The organism is Amycolatopsis cihanbeyliensis (assembly GCF_006715045.1).
In the GTDB taxonomy this organism is placed as follows: domain Bacteria; phylum Actinomycetota; class Actinomycetes; order Mycobacteriales; family Pseudonocardiaceae; genus Amycolatopsis; species Amycolatopsis cihanbeyliensis.
The window spans coordinates 3,570,065-3,593,644 of the sequence record NZ_VFML01000001.1 but is presented as its reverse complement, the minus strand read 5'-3'; the positions used below and the strand labels follow the sequence as shown (position 1 = coordinate 3,593,644).

Annotated in this window: 25 protein-coding genes; 20 read left to right on the top strand and 5 right to left on the bottom strand. The window is 70.3% G+C overall.

Annotation, left to right across the window (positions count from 1 at the left end):
• The first annotated feature begins 45 nt into the window (after window positions 1–45).
• From FB471_RS15990 to FB471_RS15965, 6 genes are all read left to right on the top strand, one after another.
• Window positions 46–1,674, top strand: a complete 1,629-nt coding sequence (locus FB471_RS15990; RefSeq protein ID WP_141999192.1) for a PucR family transcriptional regulator — start codon at window positions 46–48, stop codon at window positions 1,672–1,674.
• Window positions 1,675–1,713: 39 nt separating this feature from the next.
• Entirely contained in the window at window positions 1,714–2,007 is a 294-nt protein-coding gene (locus tag FB471_RS35935; RefSeq protein ID WP_141999190.1) for a helix-turn-helix domain-containing protein, read from the top strand.
• Window positions 1,997–2,914: an XRE family transcriptional regulator gene (locus FB471_RS15980; protein WP_170220822.1), complete on the top strand. Its 918-nt coding sequence runs from the start codon at window positions 1,997–1,999 to the stop codon at window positions 2,912–2,914. Before FB471_RS35935 ends, FB471_RS15980 begins: the two co-directional genes overlap by 11 nt.
• Window positions 2,915–2,933: 19 nt before the next feature.
• On the top strand, window positions 2,934–3,386 hold the full coding sequence (locus tag FB471_RS15975; protein WP_211358047.1) for an NUDIX domain-containing protein: 453 nt from the start codon (window positions 2,934–2,936) through the stop codon (window positions 3,384–3,386).
• A gap of 189 nt (window positions 3,387–3,575) precedes the next feature.
• On the top strand, window positions 3,576–3,938 hold the full coding sequence (locus FB471_RS35090) for a hypothetical protein (protein ID WP_246076429.1): 363 nt from the start codon (window positions 3,576–3,578) through the stop codon (window positions 3,936–3,938).
• Window positions 3,925–4,134, top strand: coding sequence for a hypothetical protein (locus FB471_RS15965; RefSeq protein ID WP_141999186.1), 210 nt, complete (start codon window positions 3,925–3,927; stop codon window positions 4,132–4,134). Before FB471_RS35090 ends, FB471_RS15965 begins: the two co-directional genes overlap by 14 nt.
• Before the next feature lie 116 nt (window positions 4,135–4,250).
• On the opposite strand, the gene FB471_RS15960 is transcribed toward FB471_RS15965, so the two are convergent.
• A complete protein-coding gene (locus FB471_RS15960; RefSeq protein ID WP_141999184.1) occupies window positions 4,251–4,775 on the bottom strand; it encodes a helix-hairpin-helix domain-containing protein in 525 nt (174 codons plus the stop codon).
• Between the two features lie 93 nt (window positions 4,776–4,868).
• Here FB471_RS15960 and FB471_RS15955 point away from each other — a divergent pair, with 93 nt between their 5' ends.
• Genes FB471_RS15955 through FB471_RS15945 form a run of 3 tightly spaced genes read left to right on the top strand, consistent with a single transcriptional unit; the run spans window position 4,869 to window position 6,528 of the window.
• The gene (locus FB471_RS15955) at window positions 4,869–5,243 is read left to right on the top strand and encodes a BlaI/MecI/CopY family transcriptional regulator (protein ID WP_141999182.1); all 375 of its coding nucleotides are present in this window, start codon (window positions 4,869–4,871) and stop codon (window positions 5,241–5,243) included.
• Window positions 5,240–6,148, top strand: coding sequence for a M56 family metallopeptidase (locus tag FB471_RS15950; RefSeq protein ID WP_141999180.1), 909 nt, complete (start codon window positions 5,240–5,242; stop codon window positions 6,146–6,148). The genes FB471_RS15955 and FB471_RS15950 overlap by 4 nt, the downstream gene beginning before the upstream one ends.
• 32 nt (window positions 6,149–6,180) lie before the next feature.
• A complete protein-coding gene (locus tag FB471_RS15945) occupies window positions 6,181–6,528 on the top strand; it encodes a hypothetical protein (protein WP_141999178.1) in 348 nt (115 codons plus the stop codon).
• Here the strand turns inward: FB471_RS15945 and FB471_RS15940 are convergent.
• Together FB471_RS15940 and FB471_RS15935 are read right to left on the bottom strand one after the other, a co-directional pair.
• Window positions 6,518–6,910 (bottom strand): hypothetical protein, encoded by a 393-nt coding sequence (locus FB471_RS15940; protein ID WP_142002012.1) that lies wholly within the window; start codon window positions 6,908–6,910, stop codon window positions 6,518–6,520. The genes FB471_RS15945 and FB471_RS15940 overlap by 11 nt on opposite strands.
• Window positions 6,911–7,144: 234 nt before the next feature.
• A complete protein-coding gene (locus tag FB471_RS15935; RefSeq protein WP_141999176.1) occupies window positions 7,145–7,510 on the bottom strand; it encodes a hypothetical protein in 366 nt (121 codons plus the stop codon).
• A gap of 512 nt (window positions 7,511–8,022) precedes the next feature.
• Between FB471_RS15935 and lanKC the strand changes: the two genes are divergently transcribed.
• From lanKC to FB471_RS15915, 4 genes are all read left to right on the top strand, one after another.
• Window positions 8,023–10,665 carry a class III lanthionine synthetase LanKC gene (gene lanKC / locus FB471_RS15930; protein WP_141999174.1) on the top strand — a complete coding sequence of 881 codons (2,643 nt, stop codon included), beginning with the start codon at window positions 8,023–8,025 and terminating at the stop codon, window positions 10,663–10,665.
• Window positions 10,666–10,686: 21 nt separating this feature from the next.
• A complete protein-coding gene (locus tag FB471_RS15925; protein ID WP_141999172.1) occupies window positions 10,687–10,830 on the top strand; it encodes a SapB/AmfS family lanthipeptide in 144 nt (47 codons plus the stop codon).
• 123 nt (window positions 10,831–10,953) lie between these two features.
• Window positions 10,954–12,648 carry an ABC transporter ATP-binding protein gene (locus FB471_RS15920; RefSeq protein ID WP_425457067.1) on the top strand — a complete coding sequence of 565 codons (1,695 nt, stop codon included), beginning with the start codon at window positions 10,954–10,956 and terminating at the stop codon, window positions 12,646–12,648.
• Entirely contained in the window at window positions 12,645–14,402 is a 1,758-nt protein-coding gene (locus FB471_RS15915) for an ATP-binding cassette domain-containing protein (RefSeq protein ID WP_141999170.1), read from the top strand. Before FB471_RS15920 ends, FB471_RS15915 begins: the two co-directional genes overlap by 4 nt.
• Here FB471_RS15915 and FB471_RS15910 read toward each other — a convergent pair.
• Complete coding sequence (locus tag FB471_RS15910) at window positions 14,350–14,772, bottom strand: acyl-CoA thioesterase (RefSeq protein WP_141999168.1); 423 nt, start codon at window positions 14,770–14,772, stop codon at window positions 14,350–14,352. The two genes, FB471_RS15915 and FB471_RS15910, sit on opposite strands and share 53 nt — an antisense overlap.
• A 405-nt stretch (window positions 14,773–15,177) precedes the next feature.
• Here FB471_RS15910 and FB471_RS15905 point away from each other — a divergent pair, with 405 nt between their 5' ends.
• The 7 genes from FB471_RS15905 (at window position 15,178) to FB471_RS15880 (ending at window position 22,413) form a co-directional block, all read left to right on the top strand.
• A complete protein-coding gene (locus FB471_RS15905) occupies window positions 15,178–15,381 on the top strand; it encodes a cold-shock protein (RefSeq protein WP_141999167.1) in 204 nt (67 codons plus the stop codon).
• A 140-nt stretch (window positions 15,382–15,521) separates the two neighbouring features.
• Window positions 15,522–15,656, top strand: coding sequence for a hypothetical protein (locus FB471_RS35495; RefSeq protein ID WP_281287401.1), 135 nt, complete (start codon window positions 15,522–15,524; stop codon window positions 15,654–15,656).
• A 34-nt stretch (window positions 15,657–15,690) separates the two neighbouring features.
• Window positions 15,691–16,833 (top strand): sensor histidine kinase, encoded by a 1,143-nt coding sequence (locus FB471_RS15900; RefSeq protein ID WP_141999165.1) that lies wholly within the window; start codon window positions 15,691–15,693, stop codon window positions 16,831–16,833.
• A complete protein-coding gene (locus tag FB471_RS15895) occupies window positions 16,826–17,473 on the top strand; it encodes a response regulator (protein ID WP_141999163.1) in 648 nt (215 codons plus the stop codon). The genes FB471_RS15900 and FB471_RS15895 overlap by 8 nt, the downstream gene beginning before the upstream one ends.
• A 117-nt stretch (window positions 17,474–17,590) precedes the next feature.
• Window positions 17,591–19,009, top strand: a complete 1,419-nt coding sequence (locus FB471_RS15890) for a hypothetical protein (RefSeq protein WP_170220821.1) — start codon at window positions 17,591–17,593, stop codon at window positions 19,007–19,009.
• Window positions 19,010–19,050: 41 nt separating this feature from the next.
• Window positions 19,051–19,968 carry a glutamate ABC transporter substrate-binding protein gene (locus FB471_RS15885; protein ID WP_142002006.1) on the top strand — a complete coding sequence of 306 codons (918 nt, stop codon included), beginning with the start codon at window positions 19,051–19,053 and terminating at the stop codon, window positions 19,966–19,968.
• 12 nt (window positions 19,969–19,980) lie between these two features.
• Complete coding sequence (locus FB471_RS15880) at window positions 19,981–22,413, top strand: serine/threonine-protein kinase (RefSeq protein WP_141999161.1); 2,433 nt, start codon at window positions 19,981–19,983, stop codon at window positions 22,411–22,413.
• On the opposite strand, the gene FB471_RS15875 is transcribed toward FB471_RS15880, so the two are convergent.
• Complete coding sequence (locus tag FB471_RS15875; RefSeq protein WP_141999159.1) at window positions 22,414–23,562, bottom strand: metallophosphoesterase; 1,149 nt, start codon at window positions 23,560–23,562, stop codon at window positions 22,414–22,416.
• Between the last annotated feature and the right edge of the window lie 18 nt (window positions 23,563–23,580).

Below are 23,580 nucleotides of genomic sequence, written 5' to 3'. Positions count from 1 at the left end.
CTATCTTTTTGGGACGTCTATTGTCTGATCGAACAAGGGATACGGATGGTCGAGGACGCCCGGCCCGCGGGTGGCGTCACGCTGCGCCAGCTGCTCGTCTCCATCGGCGAGCCCCTGGTCGACCTGCATGTCGCGGCGACGGGGCTGGACCTGCGGGTGCGCGGGATGTCCATCCTCGACCCGGACGACGAACCGGGCGGTTACCCCGCCGAGCTGGTGCTGGTGATCGGCGCACGGGGCCGGGACGCCATCCGGTTCGTGCGGGCCGCGGCCCGCGGCGGCGCCGTCGCCGCCGCGGTCAAGGCCGGACCGGAGGGGCAGGCCGATGAGCTGCGCGAGGCCGCGGCCGAAGCCGGGATCGCGCTGCTCGCCGTCCGGCCCGGTGTGCGGTGGGAACAGCTGGAGACCCTGGTACGCGAGGTGCTGGACAGCGCGATCCTGTCCGCGGGCTTCGGCGAGGACCTGCCGTACGGGGACCTGTTCTCGCTCGCGCAGACCGTGGCCGTGCTGACCGGCGGCAGCGTCAGCATCGAGGACGCGGGCAACAGGGTGCTGGCCTACTCCCGTTCCGACGACGAGGTGGACGAGCTGCGCAGGCTGTCCATCCTCGGCTGGGAGGGGCCGGAGGCGTATCTGGCGATGCTGCGCGAATGGGGCATCTTCCAGCGGCTGCGGTCGGGTGAGGAGGTGGTGCGCATCGACGAGCATCCCGAACTCGGCATCCGGCGCAGGCTCGCCATCGGGATCAGGGCAGGCTCGCACCACCTCGGCACGATCTGGGTGCAGGAGGGCCGCGAGCCCTTCGCCGACCGGGCCGAGCGCGCGCTGGTGGGGGCGTCCCGGATGGCGGCGGTGCAGTTGCTGCGGCACCGCAGCGACCCGCACCCCGGCGGGCCCGGCCGGGAACTGCTGCCCGGGTTGCTGGAAGGGCGGGCCAGCGCCGACTTGGTCGCAGGCCATCTCGGCCTCGACCCGGCGACGCCCGCGTCCGTGCTCGCCTTCGCCCTGCCCGCCGAACCGGACCTGCCTGCGCACGAACTGCGCCTGGTGGAGACGGGCACCGTGGTGTCGGTGCACGTGACGTCCTTCCGCAGGGCCGCGCTGGTCGGCACGCTCGGTTCGCGGGTCTACGCGGTGCTTCCGGACGTCACGGCCCGGCAGGAGCGGGCGGTGCGCACGCTCGCCACCGACATCGTCGACGTGCTGCGTCGCCGGGTCGGTACCCGGGTGCAGGCGGGGATCGGTTCGCCGGTGGCCACCCTCGGCGAGGTGGCGACCTCCAGGGCCGAGGCCGACCGGGTACTGGACGCCATGGTGCGCAGGCCGCAGGCTCGGGTCGCCACCATCGCGGAGTTGCGCGCGGAGGTGCTGCTCGGCGAGACCCTTTCCCTGCTGGCGGGCAAGCCCGACCTGCGCGATCCCGGGGTCGCGGCGCTGCGCGAGCACGACACGGCGCACGGCAGCGACCTGGTCGGTTCCCTGCTGGCCTACCTGGACGCCATGGGCGACGTGCGCTCGGCGGCCGGCAGGCTGCACATCCACCCGAACACCCTGCGGCACCGGGTGCGCCGGGCACGCACGGTGAGCGGGATCGACCTGGACGACCCGCGAGCCCGGCTGTCTTGCCACCTCCAGCTCCTGCTCGCGGTTCGCGCGGACGGCGGAGCGGCGTAGGGTGCATGACCGGGCATAGAGTTGGAGAGGTCGAGGTTCATGGAACGGGCTGAGCTGACGACCGGTGAACGGATCGCATGGCATCGTCGGCGCCGAGGGCTGTCCCAGCGGGTGCTTGCCGAGTTGGTCGGCCGGACCGAGGACTGGCTCAACAAGGTCGAGAACGGGCGCATCCAGCTCGATCGCCTGTCAGTCCTCGCAGCTTTGGCCGCCGAACTGGGTGTACCGCTTTCACACTTGCTTCCGGACTCTCCATCGACGGTCCAGGTTCCGGGCTTTGGTCCCCGAGCTCCGGCGAACCCTGCCGACCTACCGTGCTTTGGTGCCGAATAGGTCGGCTGATCATCAGCCGGACTCGATTAACGCCCTTCGGGATCGGGTCGGCGGAGTGTGGGACGCCTATCAGGCCTCCAGATTCGGATATCTGGGCACCTTGCTTCCATCATTGCTCAATGACCTGCTTCATGCAGAGCGGTATTACAATGACGAATTAAAGGTCCGTTGTCAGCGGCTTGCCGCGCTCACGTACCAGGCCGGAGCAGCCGTGCTGACCAAACTCGGCGAGACCGATCTGGCTTGTTTGTGTGCCCAGCGCGGATACGACTTCGCCGAGCAAGCTGGCGAACATACTGTCTTGCTTTCCCTCACGAGATCCGTGGCACATGTCTTGCTGTCGGCCGGGCGGTGTGCGGACGCCGCCGAACTCGTCAGCGATGTATCGAGTTCCGCCCGCTTCATCGGCGATGGGTCGAGCAGGGCGCACGTCTCGGTGCTGGGTACGTTGCAGCTCACCGGCGCGATGGCGGCGGCGCGTTCCCGAAACCGCGCTCTGACCGAGAAATTTCTGTCCCGGGCCGGCGGGGCAGCTCATCTGCTCGGCCGCGATGACAATCTGCTGTGGACAGCCTTCGGCCCGACCAACGTTGCACTGCACCGAGTTTCGACTGCACTGGAACTCGGCGATTTTCAGCTCGCCGCGGAGATCGGCCCGAAGGTCGACCCGCATCTCCTGCCGGTGGAACGGCAGGTGCGGCACCAGCTCGAGATGGCCCGCGTCCACCACAAGCTCGATGAGCGGCGCTCCGCGATCGGTCTGATATTGGAGGCCGAACGCATCGCGCCCGAGCATGTGCATCACCATCCGTTGAGTCGCGGGCTCGTCGTGGACTGGCTACGTTGCTCGAAGCGGATGCCCGGCGACGAGCTGACCGGGTTGGCGAGGCGGTTGAACTTGGTATGAGCTCGCGTAGGCTGAGACCGTGACGATCTCAACTCCCCGCGTCGCGGCTGGCGTGATCTTCACCGATCATCAGGACCGTGTGCTGCTCGTGCGCCCGACCTACAAGGACTATTGGGATATCCCTGGTGGGTACGTGACGCGGGGCGAGTCGCCACGTCACGCGGCTGTTCGAGAGGTGCGCGAGGAACTCGGCTTGGACGTGCGGATCGGGCGCATGCTCGCGGTGGACTGGGCACCTGCGGCCGATGAAGGTGACAAGTTGTTGTTCCTCTTCACGGCGCGGTTGCCATCCGATGCGGTCTTCAGCTTCGAGGACGGCGAGATCGCCGAGGCGCGGTACGTGAACATCGACGAGCTCGAGGAGTTCACGATAGACCGGTTGTGCCGCCGAATCCGGTCGGCAGTCGAATCGCCTGCGCACACGTACCTTGAACACGGTGTCATGATCGGGTCTGCCGACGTGAACGACTGAGATCGGCACAGGTCATTACCTGACCCGGAAAATTCTTCCGGGTAGAACCGGGCCTTCCGGTGTCCACCGGACGCACAGGGAAGGAGACCGAGATGAATGACCTGACGAAGACCTGTGGTGACTGTTCTGGTAAAGGTTGCGCCAACTGTGACCACACAGGCTCGATCACCATTGTCGAGGACTGACGTGGTGGGGCCGTACCTGCCGCCGGGTGTGGTTTCCGAGGTGTTCGTGTATGCGAGCGGTCGGCGGGAGCAGGTTTATCGTGCGCCGCTGCCGAGCGAGGGCCCGGAGGGATTCGTGGATGGTGCGGGGCGGCGGGGGCTCGTCTGTATGTATGGGTATTTCGTGTTCGAGTGGGTGGAGGGGGCGCGGACGGTGTGTGTGAGCCATGGGCGGCTTCGCGGGGCGCGGATGTTGTTGTGGCGGGACGTGTCGATCGACGTGGAGTGGTCGGCGGCGGGGTTGACGGCGTTCGCCCAGCGGTGGGTGCGGGAACATCTGGCGAAGTTCATGCTGCCGGGCGAAGGTGTGGACGATGCTCGGGCGTGATCGGGAGCTGCTGATACGGGTGGCGCGGGTGAACCGGGTTCTGGGTGCGGCGACGGTGGAGTTGCTGGACAACCGGCGTGGGGGCGAGTTACCCGCGGAAGGGCTGCGGTCGATGGGTGGACACCTGGCCGAGCTGGGCAGGGCGTTGGTCGAGCGGGCCGACGAGATCGACGGTCGAGCCACCCGCGCGGAATGACGTGAGCGGCAAACTCGCGTACGTGGGAAGCAAACTCACGCGCGTGAGGAGCAAACTCGGTTACGCGAGCGGCCAACACGGTTACCTGGAGGGCAAACACGGTGGCCGTGCGTGGGTCAGGTCGTGCCGAGCGTCTCGCGGAGGACGCGAACGGCCTTCGGGCCGACGCCGTGCATGGCCAGCAGTTCGGCATCGGTGAGCCCGGAAACCTGGGCGAGTGTTGTGATGCCTGCGCTGGTGAGTGCCTGCGTGGCCGGTTTTCCGATGGCCTTGGGCAGGTCGCCGACCCCGCCGGGGGTCACGGTGTCCCCGGCGGCCACCTGGTTCGCCAGCCGTTTCGGCGCGCGTGCGAGCCAGGCGCGCCGCACCCAGTGGTTGAGCCGCTGACCGTCGATGTCCTGGAATGGGACGCGCACGCCGACCGGCGTCACGCCGCTGCTCAGCCGCTCGGCCGTCGGGTACTCGGCGAGGAACTCCTCAATATCCGCCGCGGGCAGGTTGAGCTGCACGTCCTTGTCCGTCCCCGTGGCGGCGAACCGCTTCTCGCGCACGGTGAACGCCACCATGCCACGACGGATCTCCTGCTCAGCGGTCTCGGGGAAGGACAGTGCGGCCTTGCGCAGCTGAGTGAGGGTCGTCATGCTGCCACCTTGCCAGCAAACACGCTATGTGGATGGCAAACACGGCGGAGGCCGGGATGGGATGATGGGGTGCGGTGCGGAGAGCGGAGAGGGGTGCTGGTGGGCAGGCTCGGCGAGCTGGAGCGAGCGGTGATGGATGTGCTGTGGGCACATGGTGTACCGCTGAGCGTGCGCGCCGTGCACGAGGGGCTCGCCGAGCGGGATCTCGCCTACACCACGGTGATGACCGTGCTCACCAGGCTGGTGGGGAAGAACGTCGTGCGGCGCGAGCGGGCCGGCCGCGCCTGGTTGTACGCACCGCTGGCCAGCCGCGAGGAGTACGTCGCCGAGCTGATGCTGGAGGCGCTCGCGCTCACCGGGGATCGTGACTCCGCGCTGGTGCGGTTCGCACACTCGGTCAGCAGTGACGAGGCCGACGCGCTGCGCAAGGCCCTCGCCCCGCCACGGGACGAGGGGGAAGCCCGGTGACCATCGTCCTGCACCACCTCGCGGCGCTCCTGGTGGCCGCGGTTGTGGTGCTGTGGCTGTGGCACGGCCGCTGGACACACGCGCATCCGCGTACCGCGCTGGTGCTCTGGCAGGTGGTCGGGCTGACCGTCGTGGTCTCCACCGTGGGCGCACTGCTCGGTATCGGCCTGGCGCCCTACCGGCGAGGGCAGGTGCCCGCGCTCGGCGCGTTGGCGAGCGAGCTGGCCGCCGGTGAGGTCTGGCGCACGGTGGATCCGGCGCATCTCGGCGTGGCGGCGGCCGGGCTGGCGCTGGCCTGCTGGCTGATCGGCAACCAGGTCGTCTGCCTGGTGCGCACCAACCGGCTGCGCGCCCGGCACCGCGCGATCCTGAACCTGGTCGCGCACTCCGCGGCCGACGCGCTGGTTGTGGACCACCCGATTGCCGTCGCCTACTGCCTGCCCGGTCGCACACCCCGGATCGTGGTCAGCGCCGGCACCCGCCACCTGCTCACCGGCGTTGAGCTGGACGCGGTGCTCGCCCACGAGCGAGCCCATGCCCGCGAGCGGCACGACCTGGTGCTCGCCCCGTTCCACGCGTTGCGCCGGCTGTGGCCCGGGGGTCGCCTGCTCGGCAGGGCCTGTACCGCCATCGCGCTGCTGGTCGAGATGTGTGCCGACGACCGGGCGGCGAGCCAGCACGGCGCCGAACCCCTCGCCAGTGCGCTGGAACGGTTCCACCGCAACGGTTTCGGCGGTACCCCCGCGGGTGCGCTCGCCGCGATGGACGACAACGTGGAGGCCCGGATCCGGCGGCTGCGGTATCCGGTGAGCGCGTCCTGGGCCGCGCCGATCCGGCTGCTGGGCGTGCTGGTGGCCCTGGTCGCGCTCGGCACCTCGGCCAGCCTGTTCGCGGTGCCCGCCTGAAGATTTACTACGACATGTAGTATATTTCCGGTATGGAGATCGTCTACGACCTGCTCGTCGTCCTGCACCTGCTCGGTATGGCCGGGATCCTGAGCGGGCTGATGACCTACGCCTACGCCCGGACCCCCAAGGCATTCACGATCATCGCGCACAGCGCGGCCACCCAGTTGGTCACCGGCGTGGCAATGGTCGGGATCGCCTCGGCCGACCTGGTCAGCTCCGAGGTCGACAACATCAAGATCGGCGTCAAGCTGCTGATCGCCCTGATCGTGCTGGTGCTGGGTTACACCGCCGTGCGCAAGCAGGCCGCCGGCCGGAACTTGCTGACCGCGGTCACCGTACTGACCATCGCGAACGTCGCGATCGCCGTCATCTGGTAGCCCGTCCGGTCCGACGCAGCCAGTACAGGCCGATCACCGGCAGCACCAGCGGGATGAACAGGTAGCCCCGCCCGTAGTTGGACCACACCGTGGCGTCCGGGAACGCCGCGGCGTCGAACACGGTCAACGTACCCACGGTGAGCACCCCGACGAACTCCACGCTGCAGGCGGCCAGCGCGACCCGCCACCACGCCCGGCCCGAGCGGGCGAGTGCGAGGGTGGCCAGCAGGTAGACCACGGCCGCGAACGCGGACAGCAGGTAGGCCAGCGGGGCTTCGTCGAAGCGGGCAGCGATCTGCACCGCAGCGCGGGAGGTGGCGCCGACCGCGAAGATTGCGTACACGGCCACCAGTACCCGCCCCGGCCCGGTCGCGGTCCGGATCCCGGCGCGCTCTCCCTCGCCCCCGTCCGGGTGGCGGTGGGAGACGGGTCGGCTGGGTTCGGGCTCCGTCACGATTGTCACCTTCGCAGGTAAGGCGCTCGGCCTCGCCGCTCGTGGGCTGATTGCCGCAAGCGCTGTGGCGCGGAGCGCATCCGTTTGGGCGGTGGTGGGACACGGGAGGGCGCGTTCTTCCACTCACTATGATCAACTGTCTCCGGTTCCGGAAGCGGGTTCTCAGGCACCGGCACCTCCCCATACCTCGTGCATCCGCAGGATCAACACCGGCACGGTCACGCAGGCGATTCCGAGCACCACCGTGCTGGACCTGCTCCGCTCCGCCAGCGCCCACAGGGTCGCCACCGGCAACACGGCGAGCGAGCCGACCAGGTAGGCGATGAACGTGGCCATGCCGCCCGGCCGCTCGCCCGAGATCAGCAGCACGACCGAGACCACCACCTGTGCCAGCAGCAGGACCTCCACCACCGCGATCGCGATCAGCAGCGGATCCTTCGGGGATCGGCCGCGGGCCGCCGAGACGAAGCTCCAGCAGGCGACGGCCAGTGAACACAGCGCGACCGCCGTCGCGAGCCAGGTGACCACCGCTCCTCCGTTCCGCGCATTCCTACTACACGATGTAGTGTAACTCGCCCCGCGTTTCACCCGAATGGTACGGCGGGCGATGCTGCGTTCGGCCGGTGCACGCTCATCCGCTTGCGTGTGAATGCTGGCTCTTATCGCATACTCGTTAGTAAGGCACGGTGGACAGGTTTCTCTTTAGTGTGAAAAATGATCAGATATTCCTGGAGTCGCCACCAGCAATGGCAGAGCGCACGAGAGCGTTACGACTCATTTGGGTGATATCGGTGAGTGACGTGCCTACTCACCGTTTTACCATGAGCGGTACGTAGGCCATTATTCGTACCCTGAACAGCCCAGTGGAACCGCTGAGATGGCGGATTGGCTCAGCCCTTCCCATTGTTGTGGGATGGGCGTTGTGCGGGCGGTCCGGAAGTTCGCGATAATCGGTTGCGGCATACGCAATACGGGCCTCCCGTGCGCTGAGGGGTGAGCGTGGCCCAAAAGACGCCGTCGCGGGGCGGAAAGGTTGTGTGATGGATCTCCGTTATGAGGCTTTTTGCTTCGCGGATCCGTTGTTCTTCGACGAACAGCGGGAATCCGCCACGGCGGAGGACGTGCTGGGTCGCGACCTTGAGTTGCCGGATTCTGGCTGGTCACAGGGGGACCTAGGGGTGTGGCGCATGCTGCGCCCGACCTCGGAACCGCTGCCTGAGCAAGGCTGGAAGATCCATGTTTCCGCCTGCCTTGACAACGCCGAACGGGTGTTGACCACGGTTCACGAGTACTGTATCGAGCATAAGGTTTCCTTCAAGTACCTGCGCACGCAGTCCATCCTGCTCGCTCGAAATTCCAAATACGCTCCGCGCTCGGCGAGTGGGAAGTTAATAACTATCTACCCGGCCGATGACAGCCAGTTCGAGCGGGTGCTCGCTGATCTTTCGGGGAAACTCGACGGCGAGGAAGGCCCCTATATTCTCAGCGATCTCCGCTATGGTAATGGGCCGCTCTTCGCCCGCTACGGCGGGTTCGTCGAACGGTGGGTGGAGGCAGATGGTACGCGGGTTCTGGCGATCCGCAAATCGGACGGCACGTTGGTGCCGGACAAACGCGGTCCCAGTTTCGTGACCCCGGACTGGGTCGACCTCCCGGAATGCCTCGAGCCCCATATCTCCGCGCGCAAGGGCGGGGACCCCGGCGACTTCCCTTACCGAGTGAGGAGGTCGTTGCACTTCTCCAACGGCGGTGGCGTGTACCAGGCCGAGCGGTTGGCCGACGAGCGGGAGCTCGTGCTCAAGGAGGGCAGGCCGCACGCCGGCTTGGACCGCGACCAGGCCGACGCGGTGACCCGGCTGCGGCGCGAGTACGACATACTCACCGGGCTCGCGGGCATTCCGGGCATTCCCGAGGTGTACGACCTGTTCACCGTGTGGGAGCACCACTTCCTCGCCATGGAGTACGTGCGCGGGCGGTCCCTGGGCGCCTGGCTGTCCCGCAACTACCCGCTGACCCGGGGGGACACCGGCGAGCGGGAGGTGGCCGACTACACGCGGCGCGCCCTCGGCCTGCTCGACGCGGTGACCACGTTGATCTCCAGGGTGCACGAGCGCGGGGTCGTCTTCGGCGACCTGCACGCGCTGAACATCATGGTGGACGACGGGGACGACGGGGAAGGCAAGGAGGGCGGCGAGGACACCGCCGGGGAGCCTCCGCGCGTCTCGCTGATCGACTTCGAGCTGGCCTGCCCGGTGGACACGGGCAGCAGGCCCGCGCTTGGCGCCCCCGGCTTCCGCGCGCCACGGGACCGCACCGGGTTCCAGATCGACGAGTACGCGCTTGCCGCGTTGCGGCTGTGGCTGTTCCTTCCGGTCAACGCGATGCTCGAGCTCTCGCCGGCGAAGCTGTTCCCCCTGGTCGAGTTCGTGGAGCGGCGCTTCCCCGTGCCGGAAGGCTTCGGCGAGTCCGTGCTGAGTGTGCTCGCCCCGCGGGACGAGCAGGGGGCGCGCCCCGCACCCGCCACCACCGAGCTGGACCAGCCGGAACCGGACTGGGGCGTGGTGCGCAAGTCCCTTGCCGAGGCCATCCTGGCCAGCGCGACCCCGGAGCGCGCCGACCGGCTGTTCCCCGGCGACATCGAGCAGTTCCGCATCGGCGGCACCTGCTTTGGTTACGGCGCTGCCGGTGTGCTGCACGCGCTGGATGTCACCGGCGCCGGTCGCTACCCCGAGCACGAACGCTGGCTGATCGAGGCGGTGCGCGGGGAACCACCCGCGCGGCCCGGCTTCTACGACGGCGCCCACGGCATCGCCTACGTGCTGGAGAACCTCGGGCACGCCGAGGAGGCCGGTGCCGTACTGGACGGCGCGGCGAACCTGGTCGAGCAGACCCGCGACCACAGCCTGGACGGCGGCCTCGCCGGGATCGCGCTCAACCTGCGGCACTTCGCCGGCACCAGGCAGGACGCGGACTTCCGGGCGCACGCGATGCGGCTCGCCGACCGGCTCGCCGAGGCCGTGGCCGGCGCCGAGGAGCCCGCCGGCTTCGCCAGGGCGGGGCTGCTGCACGGCTGGTCCGGTCCGGCGTTGCTGTTCCTGCGCCTTTTCGATGACACAGGGGACCGTTCCTGGCTGGACCTTGCCGACCAGGCATTGCGACGGGACCTCGCCGAGTGCGTTCCGGCCGACGACGGTTCGTTGCAGGTGCGCGACGGTGGCGCGCGCACCCTGCCCTACCTGGCCATCGGCAGCGCGGGCGTGGCGATCGTGGCCGGTGAGCTCGCCGAGTACCGGCCGCGGGCGGAGAGCGTCGCGCGGATCCCGGAGCTGCTCAAGGCCTGCCGCGGCGAGTTCGTCATCCACCCCAGCCTGCTGTTCGGCCGGGCCGGCCTGATGACCGCACTGGCCGAGGCCGACCGGCGCAGCCCCGACCCGGGGCTGGCCGAAGCGGTGACCCGGCACCTCTCCCGGTTGGCCTGGCACGGCATCCCGTTCGGCGAGGGCGGGATCGCGGTACCCGGCAACCAGCTACTGCGGCTGTCGATGGACCTGAAGACCGGCGGCGCGGGCCTGCTGCTCGCGCTCGCCGCCACTGTGGACGGTCACGGACCCGTGCTGCCCTTCCTGGGCACCCCGGACCGTTCCTCCCGAGCCCCCGGTCAATCCCCGGCCGGAGGAAAGTAGGAAACCCGAAAGGAAATACCGATGGAGCACGTTCTCGACCTGCAGAACCTCGAGTCCGCCGACACGCCGGAGTACGGCGGCCCGAGCCACGGTGGTGGCGCCAGCAACCTGAGCCTGATCGCCTCCTGCGCGAACAGCACCGTCAGCCTGCTGACCTGCCACTGAAGCCCGTTCCGGCAGGTCTGATCCGGCGCTGAGGCGCCGAATCGGACGGTAGTGCGAGCGCGCGGGAGCGGCACAGGCCAAGTGTGCCGCTCCCGCGCCACTCATTCTTCCCCAAGGAGGGGCGTGTTGGGACCAACGAGCGTGCGTGCGCCCGGTGACCGGGTGTTGCTCGCGGTCCTGCGACATGACCCCCCTCGGTTACTCCTTCTCGTGCTCACGGCCCTGGTCGCCACGACGGCCGGGCTGCTACTGCCGGGTGCGCTCGCCGACGCCGTCGACGCGGCGGTCGCGGCCGAGCGCGCCTGGCCCAAGGTGCTCTGGCTGCTCACCCTCGGGGTCTCCGAGATCGTCGCCGACGTGGCCGCCGTGGTGATCACCGCCAGGGTGACGGCCGGCGCGGCCGCGTGGCTGCGCCGCAGGCTCACCCGGCGGCTGACCGGCCTCGGCGCCCGCTCGCCCTTCGTCGCGGGCGACGCGGTCAGCAGGGTGACCACCGACTGCGCGGGAGCCGGCGAGATCGCCTCGATCCTGGTGCAACTGTGCTCGGCCGTGGTCGTCTCCACCGGCGCGATCGTGCTGCTTGCCCTGCTGGACTGGCGGTTGGCCGCGGTGTTTCTCGGCAGTGTGCCGATCGCGCTCCTGCTTGCCCGCTCCCACCTGCGGCTCACCGCCGCCGACGTGCTCTCCTACCAGCAGGTCTCCGGTGACCTCTCGGCCCGGCTGCTGGACGCCGTCGGCGGGCTGCGCACCATCGCGGCCTCCGGCACCGCGGAACGGGAGGCCGCCAGGGTGCTGCGCCCGCTGCCCCTGCTGGCCGCAGCCGGGATCGGCATGTGGCGCACCCAGGCCCGGATGGTCTGGCGTGCCGGGCTGCTGCTGCCCGCGGTCCAGCTCGGCGTGCTCACCGCCGCGGGCTTCGGGGTGCTCGCCGGCAGGCTCTCGATCGGCGATGTGCTCGCCGCGCTCGGCTACGTGGTCCTCGGTATGAGCCTTGTCCAGCAGATCCCGTTACTCACCACGCTGTCCAGGGCACGCGGCTGCGGCACCCGGCTGGCCGAGGTGCTGGACTCCCCGCTGCCGCCGGACGGCGACCGGCCGTTGCCGGCCGGCCAGGGCGAGATCGAGCTACGCGGGGTCGGGGTGGACGGCGCGCTGGACGGCATAGACCTCACCGTGCCCGCCGGGAGCAGCATGGCCGTGGTGGGCAGGTCGGGGGCGGGCAAGACGGCGCTGGCCGCGGTGCTCGGGGGGTTGCGGCCACCGGACCGGGGCGAAGTGCTGCTGCACGGGGCCCCGGTGGCTCAGCTCCCCGCCGAACAGGTACGCGCCGCCGTCGGCCACGCCTTCGAACGGCCCGCGCTGCTCGGCGCGACCGTGCAGGACGCGGTGGCCTACGGGAGCTGGGCCGGCCCGTCCGCGGTGCGCGAGGCCTGCCGCGCCGCGCAGGTGCACGACCTGGTGGTGCGGCTACCGGACGGCTACCGCACCCCGCTGGAGGAGACCCCGCTCTCCGGCGGGGAGGCGCAGCGACTCGGCCTGGCGCGGGCGCTGGTCCGCAAACCCCGGCTGCTGGTGCTGGACGAGGCCACCGGCAGCCTGGACACCGTCACCGAGCGCATGGTGGAGGACGCCATCGAGTCGAGCCTGCCAACCGGGAGCAGGGTGGTGGTGACGCACCGGGCGGGTACCGCGCGCCGTGCCGACCGGGTGTTGTGGCTGGAGGAAGGCCGGGTACGGGCCTGCGCCCCGCACGCCGAGCTGTGGTCCGAGCCCGAGTACCGGGCCGTGTTCACCGAGGACGAGACGGATACACCGTGACGGTCACGAAGCTGTACTGGACGACACTCGGCAAGCAATGGCGCGGCGGCCTGGTGCTGCTCGGGTGCTCCGTGCTGGAGGGCGCTCCCGCGTTCCTCTCCGGGCGGCTGGTCCAGCTCGCCGTGGACGGCGGGTTCGGTGCGGGACGACCGGCGATCGGCGTGGCCTGGCTGCTGGTCTTCGGCGCGGTCGCCGTGCTCGGCGCGTTCGGCTCCCGGCTGGTCTGGAACCGGCTCGGCACCATCATCGAACCGCTGCGCGACACCCTGGTCGGTGCCGTGGTGCGGGGCGTGCTGCGCGGCGGAGCCGCACACCGGAACCGGCCGGACGCCAGCGGGGTCGCCCGGATCACCCAGCACATCGAGGTGATCCGGGACGCCACCGCCGGCCTGCTGGTGCAGGCGCGGGGCATGGTGGTGACCACGGTGAGCGCGCTCGCCGGGCTGTTCACCGTGGCCGGGACACTCGCCTGGGTGGTCGCGGTCCCGGTGGTGGCCTCGATGGTGCTCTTCGCCTGCCTGCTGCCGACCCTGGCCGGCAGGCAGCGGGCACTCGCCATTGCCGACGAGCGGACCGCCGAGTCCGCGGGCGAGGTACTCGCCGGCCTGCGCGACGTGGTCGCCTGCGGGGCCGAGCCCACCGCGATCGCCGCCGTGGACGCCCGGATCGACGCGCAGGCCACGGCGAAGGTCCGGATGGCGGTGGCGACCGCGATGCGCACCCTGGTCATCGCGATCGGTGCCTTCCTGCCCCTGGTACTGGTGCTGGTCATGGCGCCGGGCATGGTCGCGGCCGGGCAGCTCACCGCGGGTGCCGCGCTCGGCTCGCTCGTCTACCTGGCCAGCACCATGCAACCCGCGCTGCAGGGGCTCGCCTCCACCGCGAGCACCGTGGTGCTGCGGCTGCTGGTCGCGTTGCGTCGGCTGGGTGAGGCCGGTGCGGGCGCGGGCGCCGTACCGGAGGCCGGTACCCGGGTCCCGGACGGTCGCGAGCTGGTCGCGCGCGGGCTGACCTTCGGGTGGGGCGCGCACGCCGAACCCATCGTCGCGGACCTCGACCTCGACCTTTCCCCCGGCGACCACCTGGCCGTGGTCGGGCCGAGCGGTATCGGCAAGTCGACCCTGGCCGGGCTGGTCACCGGGATGCTCGCCCCGGAGCGGGGGGAGGTACGGCTGGGCGGGGTGCCGGTGCGCGAGATCCGGCCGGACTCGCGGCACCGGTTGATCGCGCTGACCCCGCAGGAGTCCTATGTCTTCGCCGGCACGGTGCGGGAGAACCTTTCCCTCTTCGCGCCGTCGGCCAGTGAGTCCCACCTGCTCGCGGCGGCCGAGGCGGTCGGCGCGGGCCGGTTGGTGGAGCGGCTCGGCGGGCTGAACGGCTCGGTCGCGCACGGTGGCGAGGGGCTGTCCACCGGCGAGGTGCAACTGCTCGCGCTGGCCAGGCTCTACGCGAGCCCGGCCGAGGTGATCGTGCTGGACGAGGCCACCGCCAACCTGGACGCCGCGGCCGAGGCCAGGGTCGAGCGGGCTTTCGCCGAGCGGGGCGGGGTGCTCGTGGTGATCGCGCACCGGCTCAGTTCCGCGCTGCGGGCCGACCGGGTGCTGGTGATGGACGGCCGGGACACCCTGCTCGGCGGGCACGGTGAACTGCTGGTCTCCTCGCCGCGCTACGCCGAGCTGATGCAGGCGTGGGACGGCTCACTCACCCGGGTTCCACCAGCAGCGCTGCCAGCGAGTCGCGCAGCCGCCCGCTGATCGGGCGTGGCCTGCGGGTCTCCCTGTCCACGAACACGTGCACGAAGTGCCCCTCGGCGACCACGGTCTCCCGGTCCTGCCGGTGGATGCCGACCTCGTACCGCACGCTGGACCCGCCGAGCTTGCCGACCCGCAGCCCTACCGCCAGCGACTCGGGGAAGGCCGTCGCGGCGTGGTAGTTGCAGCGCGACTCGACACACAGGCCGATCGTGTCCCCGTCGTGGATGTCCAGGCCACCCTCGCGGATCAGCCAGGTGTTGATGACCGTGTCCATGATCGAGTAGTGCACGGCGTTGTTCATGTGCCCGTAGACATCGTTGTCCTTCCACCGGGTGGGCACGGTTTCCCAGTGCGGGTAGGAGGGCTGCATGGAGGCAAGCTAACGCACCGGCGCGCGCTGTGACCCCGGTCTCACATCGAGGGGGCCGCGCGCCCCATGGCGTGTGGCCTGCCGATCGGGTACCGTTCTCGGCGCACCTCGTTTCGCGGTCAGCCGCTCGGTAGATCGGAGCATCAGCAGCGCCCACGGTAATAATCGTATTGTAGTGACTGGGCGCATTTCCGGCTCGTTCGTAAGTAATTCGACGAGTTCCGTCGACGTATCCAAGTAGGGGTCTCTCTGCTGGTCAGGGCGGCTCGCGAGGGGTTCAGGATAGTTATCACACACACGTTCGGCTGGCATCCATTGGCGTTCAGCGCCCGGGTGTGCTTGACTGTGTAGGACATTCGGTTACGGCCGGTGTCGTCCTTATTTTTTGTCACACAGGAGATTTTCATGACGCAGGGCACCGTTAAGTGGTTCAACTCCGAGAAGGGCTTCGGTTTCATCACCCCCGACCAGGGCGACGGGGACGTCTTCGTGCACTACTCGGAGATCAAGGGCAACGGCTTCCGGACCCTGGAGGAGAACGCCCGCGTTGAGTTCGAGATCGGCCAGGGCCAGAAGGGCCCGCAGGCCACCTCGGTCAGCGTCATCTGAGGCTGACCCCCAGACGTTTTTCCCCGGTGCCCGCCACCTCGCTGAGGTGGCGGGCACCGTCTGTTCCACCCCCATCTCCATCCCCAGCTCCACCCCTGAGTGGTCCTACTCCACCCGGCTCGCCGCCTAGCGTTCTCGCCATGGACAAGGACGACAAGCGCACCGGCGGCCGGCCGCTGCTCCTGCTGATCGGGATCGGCGTGGTGCTGTTGCTGGGTTTCCTGGCCTACCGCCTGCTCCTCGTCGAGGTCATCACCAGCCTGTCCGGCCGGTGAGCGGGCCGGTTCGATCGTGCGCTGAAATCGGGAGATGACCGAAGCGAAGCGCCGGTGGCGGCTACCGGACAACCTCGCGCCGGGATGGCTGGTCGTGCAGCTGTTCGGCACGGTGTTCCTCGCGGCGACGCTGCTCACCGCCCGCGAGGACGAGCCGTGGATCTGGGCCTGCTATGGCGCCTGCGCCGCCTGCTGGACCGTGTTCGTGCTCGCCGGGTCCAGGGCACCCCGGTTCGCCGCGGCCATGCTGGGGGTGGCCGCGGCCCTGCCCACCCTGGCCACCGGGCCCGCCGATGACATGACCCCGGCCATCCTCGGGGCGATCGCGCTCGGCCGGTTCGCCGCGCTCGAGGCGCCCGGCGTCACCACGATCGTGCTGACCGGGACGGGTGGCACCGTCCTCGCCACGGCCTCCGGCGTGCTGGCCGGGCTCCCCGCCGACAAGGTGCTGGGCACCCCCGTGGTGCTGTTGCTGTTCATGCTGTTCGGGCTGCACCAGCGGCAGTACCGGGTGCGGGCGAGGCAGGCCGAGCAACTGCTCGAGCAGACCCGGCTGGCGCAGGCGGAACATGCCCGCGCCGCCGCGCTGGACGAGCGCACCCGGATCGCGCGGGAGATCCACGACGTGCTGGCGCACTCCCTCGGTGCCCTCGGCGTCCAGCTCGAGCTCGCCGAGGCGCAACTTGCCGAGAAGTCCGATGTGGACGGTTCGCTGGGTACGGTGCGGCGGGCGCGGCGGCTCGCCTCGGACGGGCTCGCCGAGGCGAGGAACGCCGTTGCCGCGCTGCGCAGGGACGTGCCCGCGCTGACCGAGGCGCTGGCCGAACTCGCCGCGAGGCACCGCAGGGATCACGGCACGCCGGTGGACTTCCGTACCGACGGGGTGCCACGCGCGGTGTCCTCGGCCACCGCCGTCTCACTTTCCGCGGGCGCGCGGGAGGCACTCACCAACGCCGCGCGGCACGCGCCGGGCGCGGCGGTCACCATGGTGCTGGGTTTCGGCGCCGGTCGGGTGAGCCTGCGCGTGGTGAACGAGCGCACCGGTGCCCGGCCGGCACGCGCGCCGGGGTTCGGGCTGACCGGGCTACGCGAGCGGATCGCGCTCGCCGGTGGCACCCTGACCGCGGGCAGCGAGGGGCGGGACTGGCGGGTGAGCGCGGAGGTGCCGGATGGCTGAACCGATCAGGGTGCTCGTCGTGGACGACCAGCAGGTGATCCGGGAGGGGCTGGTCGCGCTGCTCGGCCTGGTCGAGGGCGTCGAGGTGACCGGCGCCGCGGGGGACGGTGCCGCCGCGCTGGAGGCGCTCGTCCGCGACCGGGTCGATGTGGTGCTGATGGATCTGCGGATGCCGGGGCTCGACGGGGTGGCCGCGACCGAGCGGATCAGCCGCGACCACCCGGAAACCGCGGTCGTCGTGCTGACCACCTACTCCGATGACGACTCGATCGCCGGCGCGCTGCGCGCGGGCGCGCGCGGCTACCTGACCAAAGACGCGGGCCGGACCGAGATCACCGCGGCACTGCACTCGGCCGCGGCCGGGCAGTCCACCTTCGCCGCGGATGTCTCCAGCCGGCTCGTCGCCGCGCTGGACCCACCCGCGGGCGACCGCGTGCCGCCGGACGGTCTCACCGCCCGCGAGGCCGAGGTACTCGGGCTGATCGGTGCCGGGTTGAGCAATGCCGAGATCGCCGGCCGGCTGTTCATCGGCGAAACCACGGTCAAGACGCACATCAACAACGCCTTCGCCAAGATCGGGGTTCGTAACCGGGCCGAGGCCGTGCGGTATGCGTATCGCAACGATCTGTCCGGTTCTTGACCGAACCGATGCATCGGCCGGGGAGAATATCCAGCCGACCACCCGGCTAACCGCGTGTCCCGATGCGGACTCGGCTACCGTCATGCGAGTCTCGCGACTGGGCGGAGGGCAGACACGATGACGAGCACCGCGACCCGCGCTGCCGGGGAGCACGGGGCGCAGGCCGCAGGCACCGCGGGGCCGGGCGGCAACGGGGCGCCCGCGCAGCCCCGGTCCGGGCTGGCAGGCCTTGCCGAGTTGCCCGCGGGCGCCGCACGCAGGATCGTCCGAGCCACGCGCCGCACCCCGGGCAGGCTGTCCCTGATCGCCGTGGGACTGGTCGTGCTCGCCCTGCTGACCGGGGTGTTCGGCACCATCGCCATGCAGGACCGCAAGGGCGCCATCGACGGGTTGGTCGAGCACAGGGAGCCGCTCGCGGCCGCGGCGCAGGAGGTGTTCCGCTCGCTCTCCGACGCCGACGCCACCGCGGCCAGTTCCTTCCTGTTCACCGGGGGCGAGCCACGGCAACTGCGGGAACGGTACGAGTTGGATATCGCCAAGGCCGGTGCCGCGCTGGCCAAGGCGGCCTCCGACTCCGCGGGGGTCGGCGACGCGGCCACCCAGGTCGACATCCTCAGCCAACAGTTGCCGGTCTACACCGGACTGGTGGAGCAGGCGCGGGCGAACAACCTGCAGGGCTTTCCGGTGGGCGCTTCCTACCTGCGTGAGGCATCCCACCTGATGCGCTCCACCCTGCTGCCCGCGGCCGAGGAGCTGTACCAGATCGACACCCAGCGGCTGGCCGAGGAGCAGGACGACGCCAGCGGGTTTCCGTGGCTGACGGCGTTACTCGTGCTGGCCTTGCTCGGTGCGCTGATCGCGGCGCAGGTGTACCTGAAGCGCATTACCAACCGGGTGTTCAACATCGGGCTGGTGGTCGCCACGATCGCGGTCGGGGTGGCGGTTCTGTGGACCGCGGCGGCGCTGATCGTGCAGAGCGTGCTGGTGTCCGCCGGCAGGGACAGCACCGAGCAGATGGACCAGTTGGTGCAGGCAAGGATCACCGCGTTGAAGGCGCGGGCCGACGAAACCCTGACCCTGGTGGCCAGGGGCGGCGGCGAGGAGTACGAGAAGGAGTTCGTGCAGCTGACCGCCGAGCTCGCCGGGCCGGAGGGCGAGGGCGGGATGCTGGGGCGCGCGAAGAACCTGACCGCGGGCGAGCCGGCAGCCGAGTCCGCGGCCGCCGCGGCGAACGACGCGACCGCCTGGCTGCGCGCGCACACCGAGGTTCGTTCGCTCGACCGGTCCGGTGACCATGACCGGGCGGTGGAACTCGCGCTGGACGGCGCGGACGAGCAGAGCGCGGCGGCGGCGTTCTCCCGCCTCGACGGCCACCTGGCCGAGGCGATCAACGCCGCGCGGCAAGGTTTTCTGGACGACACGACCAACGGGTCCCGTGCCCTGATCCTGCTCGCGCCCGGATTCGCGGTGCTGGCGGTGCTCGCCGCACTCGGCGTGACGATGGGAATCCGGGAACGGTTGAGGGAGTATCGGTGAGCAAGCGGGGTTTGCCAACAACGTCGGTCGCCGTGCTGGGCATGCTGGCCGTGCTGGCCACCGGCTGCGGTTCGCCCGGTGAGCCGGTGGATCCGGCGCCGGTGGGTTCGGTGCAGCGCCCGGCCCCGGCCGGCTCCGGTCCGGTCGATGTGGACACCGAGAAGTCCGAGTCGCCGGACTGCAACGCCAGGGCGAGTCTTCCGCCCCAGGCCGGTATTCCCGCGGGGTCCACAATGGCCGAGATCAGGGAGCGCGGGAACCTGATCGCCGGGGTGGACCAGAACACCTTCCTGTTCGGGTTCCGCAACCCCACCACCGGCGAGCTCGAGGGTTTCGACATCGATATCGCCAAGGAGATCGCCAGGGCGATCTTCGGCGATCCGGAGAAGATCCGGTTCCGGGCGATCACCTCCGCGCAGCGCGAGGACGTGCTGATGAACGGTGAGGTGGACGTCGTGGTGCGGACCTACACCGTGAACTGCGCGCGGCGGGAGAAGGTGAACTTCTCCTCGGTGTACTACGTCGCGGGCCAGCGGTTGCTTGTGGACAAAGGATCCTCGGTGACCAGCCTGGCTGGCCTCGACGGCAAGCGGGTGTGCGCGGCGGATGGCTCCACCTCGCTGAAGAACATCGCCGCCGTGTCCGGCCCGATCCCGGTCCAGGTGGACGACTGGTCGGACTGCCTGGTCATGCTGCAACAGGGGCAGGTGGCCGCAGTGTCCACCGACGACACCATCCTGGCCGGGATGGCCGCGCAGGACCCGACCACGAAGGTCGTCGGCGAGACGTTCACCGAGGAGCCGTACGGGGTCGGCATCCCCAAGGAGAACGAGGACATGGTGCGGTTCGTCAACCACGTGCTCGAGCAGGTGCGCGGTGGTCGGTGGCAACAGAGCTATGACGGGTGGGTGGCCGAACGGCTCGGTTCGGCCGGCCCGCCCCAGCCCGAGTACAGGTAGCGGGAGGTAGCAGTGTCCGACCAGGTCTGGCGTGAGCCCGAGCCGCCCCCGCACGGGCAACAGCAGCAACAGCGACAGCCGGTCCAGGCCGCCGGTGACCCCCAGCTGACCAGCGTGCTGGACGCACCCGCGGAGACCAGGAGTATCGCGCCACCGGCGCCGGCAGTGGACCCGGGCTCGAACGTACCCCTGCCGGACCCCGGGACGGAGAGTGTGCTGCCGCCGAGCACCAGCGGGGGCAGCAGGCCGGGCACCGGCCCAGGGAGCGGACCCGGTAGTGGTCCCGGCTCGTGGCCGGGAACCGGGTCGGGTACCGGATCCGGCGCCTTCCCCGGTACCTCCCGGCGCAGTTCCGCGCGCACCTCGCGGCGCGGCCGGCTCGGTGCGGGCCTGGTGGACGTGCCGCCGGTGCCCTACCGGGACCCGGCATCGGCCGTGCTGGCGAACCCGGTGGTCTCCGAGGAGAAGCGGTTCTGCGGTAGCTGCCAGACGAAGGTCGGCCGGGGCAGGGACGGTCAAGCCGGTGAGCCGGAGGGCGTGTGCCCGAAGTGCGGCGCGCCCTTCTCCTTCCTGCCGAAACTACGCCCCGGTGAGGTCGTCGGCGGGCAGTACGAGGTGCTGGGCGCGTTGGCCTACGGCGGTCTCGGCTGGATCTACCTCGCCAAGGACCGCAACGTCAGCGACCGCTGGGTCGTCCTCAAGGGACTGATCGACACCGGGGACGCCACGGCGCTGGCGGCCGCGGTGAACGAGACCCGGTTCCTCGCCGAGGTCGAGCACCCGAACATCGTCCGGATCTACAACTTCGTGCAGCATCCGGACAACCACACCGGCACCTCGGTCGGTTACATCGTGATGGAGTACGTCGGTGGCCAGTCGCTGCGCCAACTCGCGCTGGCGCACCACCGGGAGACCGGGCGGCCGGAGCCGTTGCCGATCGGCCAGGTCATCGCATACGGGCTGGAGATCCTGCCTGCCCTGGGTTACCTGCACAGCCAGGGTCTGCTGTACTGCGACCTGAAGCCGGACAACGTGATCCAGACGCACGAGCAGCTCAAGCTGATCGACCTCGGCGCGGTGCGCCGGATGGACGACTACGAGAGCCCGCTGTTCTACACCACCGGCTACAGCGCCCCGGAACTGCCCAAGCACGGTGCCTCGGTGGCCTCCGACCTCTACACCGTCGGCCGTACCCTTGCCGTGCTCAGCTTCGAGTTCACCGGGTACACCACCAAGTACAAGACCACCTTGCCCGGGCCGGACGAGGTGCCGCTGTTCGCCCTGTTCGGCTCGTACTACCGGTTCCTGCGCCGGGCCACGCATTCCGATCCGGACCGCCGGTTCCTCTCCGCCGAGGACATGGCCGACCAGCTCACCGGGGTGCTGCGGGAGATCATGTCGCTGGGCACCGGCGAGCCGCGCCCCGGCGCTTCCCCGGTGTTCGGCCCGGAGACGAAGACCTTCGGCGTGGACATGGTGCTGCCCGAGCAGGGTGTCCAGGGCAGCCCCGTCCCGGTCCCGAACCCCGGCCAGGTGGTCGCCGGCTTGCCGATCCCGCAGATCGACACCGGGGACGCGGGCGCTGGGGTGCTGGCCACCGTGCTGCAGGCCGATCCGCGTTCCGCCATCGCGGCCCTCGCCGGAGCGCCGCGGGAGTCCATCGAGGTCCGGCTGCGCATCGTGCGTGCCCGGATCGAGCTGAGTGAGCTGGCCGAGGCGAGCCGCCAGCTGCAGGCGGCCCAGTACCTCGCGATCAAGGCCGGTTACCCGCACGACTGGCGAATCGACTGGTACCGCGGGCTGATCGAGCTGGCCGGTGGCAGGCCACGGGTGGCGCAGGCGGCTTTCGACACGGTGTACGACGACCTGCCCGGCGAGATCGCGCCGAAGCTGGCGCTCGGGATCAGTGCGGAGTACGTCGGCGACTACTTCGCGGCCGCCCGCTTCTACGAGCTGGTCTGGCGTACCGACCGGTCCTACGTGAGCGCCGCCTTCGGGCTGGCCAGGGTGTACCTCGCGCAGGGTGGCCGGGCCGGCGCGGTGGAGGTGCTGGAGTCCATTCCGGTCGCCTCCACCCACCACGTGGACGCACAGGTCGCCGCGGTCAAGATCAAGACCAGAGGCGGGGAACAGGGCCAGGTCGCCGAGCGTGACCTGGTGCACGCGGCGACCCAGCTGGAACGGCTCTCGCTGGACGCCGAGCGGCGCGCCCGGCTCTCGGCCGAGGTGCTGGAGGCGGCGCACGACTGGCTGCGGAGTGCGAACGCCCGCGGTACGCAGGTCACGCCGGGCGCCACGGTCCTCGGCTGTGCCCTCGCCGACCGGGACATCCGGTTCGGGTTGGAGCGCTGCTACCGCTCGCTCGCCCGCCTGGCGAGCAGCTCCGACCGGCGGATCGAGCTGGTCGACCGGGCCAACTCCGTCCGTCCCCGCACGCTGACCTGATCAGGGCGAGCGCAGCTCGACGATGGTGATGTCCGGTGGCGCGCCGACCCGCACCGGCGGCCCCCAGAACCCGGCTCCCCTGGTGACGTAGAGCTGGGTGTCGCCGAACCGGTAGTGCCCGGCGACCACGCCCTGCTGCTGGCTCACCAGCAACTCGAACGGGGTGAGCTGCCCGCCGTGGGTGTGCCCGGACAGCTGCAGGTCCACGTCCTGGGCCACGGCGTCGGCCACGTCCACCGGCTGGTGCGCGAGCAGGACCGCGGCGCGTTCCGGGTCCCGCCCCCGCATGGCCGCGGCCACGTCTGCGGCGTCCTGCCACTGGTAGGCGGTGGCGTCGTTCACCCCGGCCAGCTCGAACCGGCCACCGTTGTGCGTGATGGTGACCCGCTGGTTGCGCAGTGCCGTGATGCCGAGGGTGCGCACATGCTCCACCCATTGCCGGTAACCCACGTAGTACTCGTGGTTGCCGGTGACGAAGAACGTCCCGTGCGTGCTGCTCAGGTCCGCCAGCGGGGCGGCGGCATCGGCCAGCGCGGGCACGTCCCCGTCCACCAGGTCGCCGACGATGGCCACGGCGTCCGGTCGCTCGGCGTTGACCAGGTCCACGATCCGCTGGGTGAATCGACGACCGATGATCGGACCGAGGTGAATATCGCTGATCAGCGCGATCCGGCAGCCGGAAGCCCTCGGGTCCAGCCGGCGCAGGGTGATCGGAACCCGGGTGATCGAGGGCGGTCCCATCGCCACGGTCACCCCGTAGCCGACCAACCCGACCGCGGCCACTCCGGCCACCGCCGCCGATCCGCGCGCCAGCGCCACCCGCCTGCTGACGCCCGTCCTCGCCGGTGGGTCCGGTTCGCGGCCGGCCCACCGGCGCAGGGCCAGCCGGGGCGGTTCCAGCACCAACAGGGCGAGCAGCAGGTAGAAGAAGATCGCCAGCCACAGGTAGCCGGGCCAGGCGACCCACTGCGCCACCGCCGGGTCGAGGGTGGTCCCGAGCGCGAGGGCGGCCACCATGACCAGCACGAGCAGCACCAGCACGGCGGTGGCCACGGTGCGCGTCCGGCCGCGGGGCAGCGTGTCCCGGATCAGCCGTTTCCAGAGGTAGAGGTGCAGAACCGCGAGCAGCCCGGCGAGCAGCAGGAACACCCGCCGACCCTATCCAGC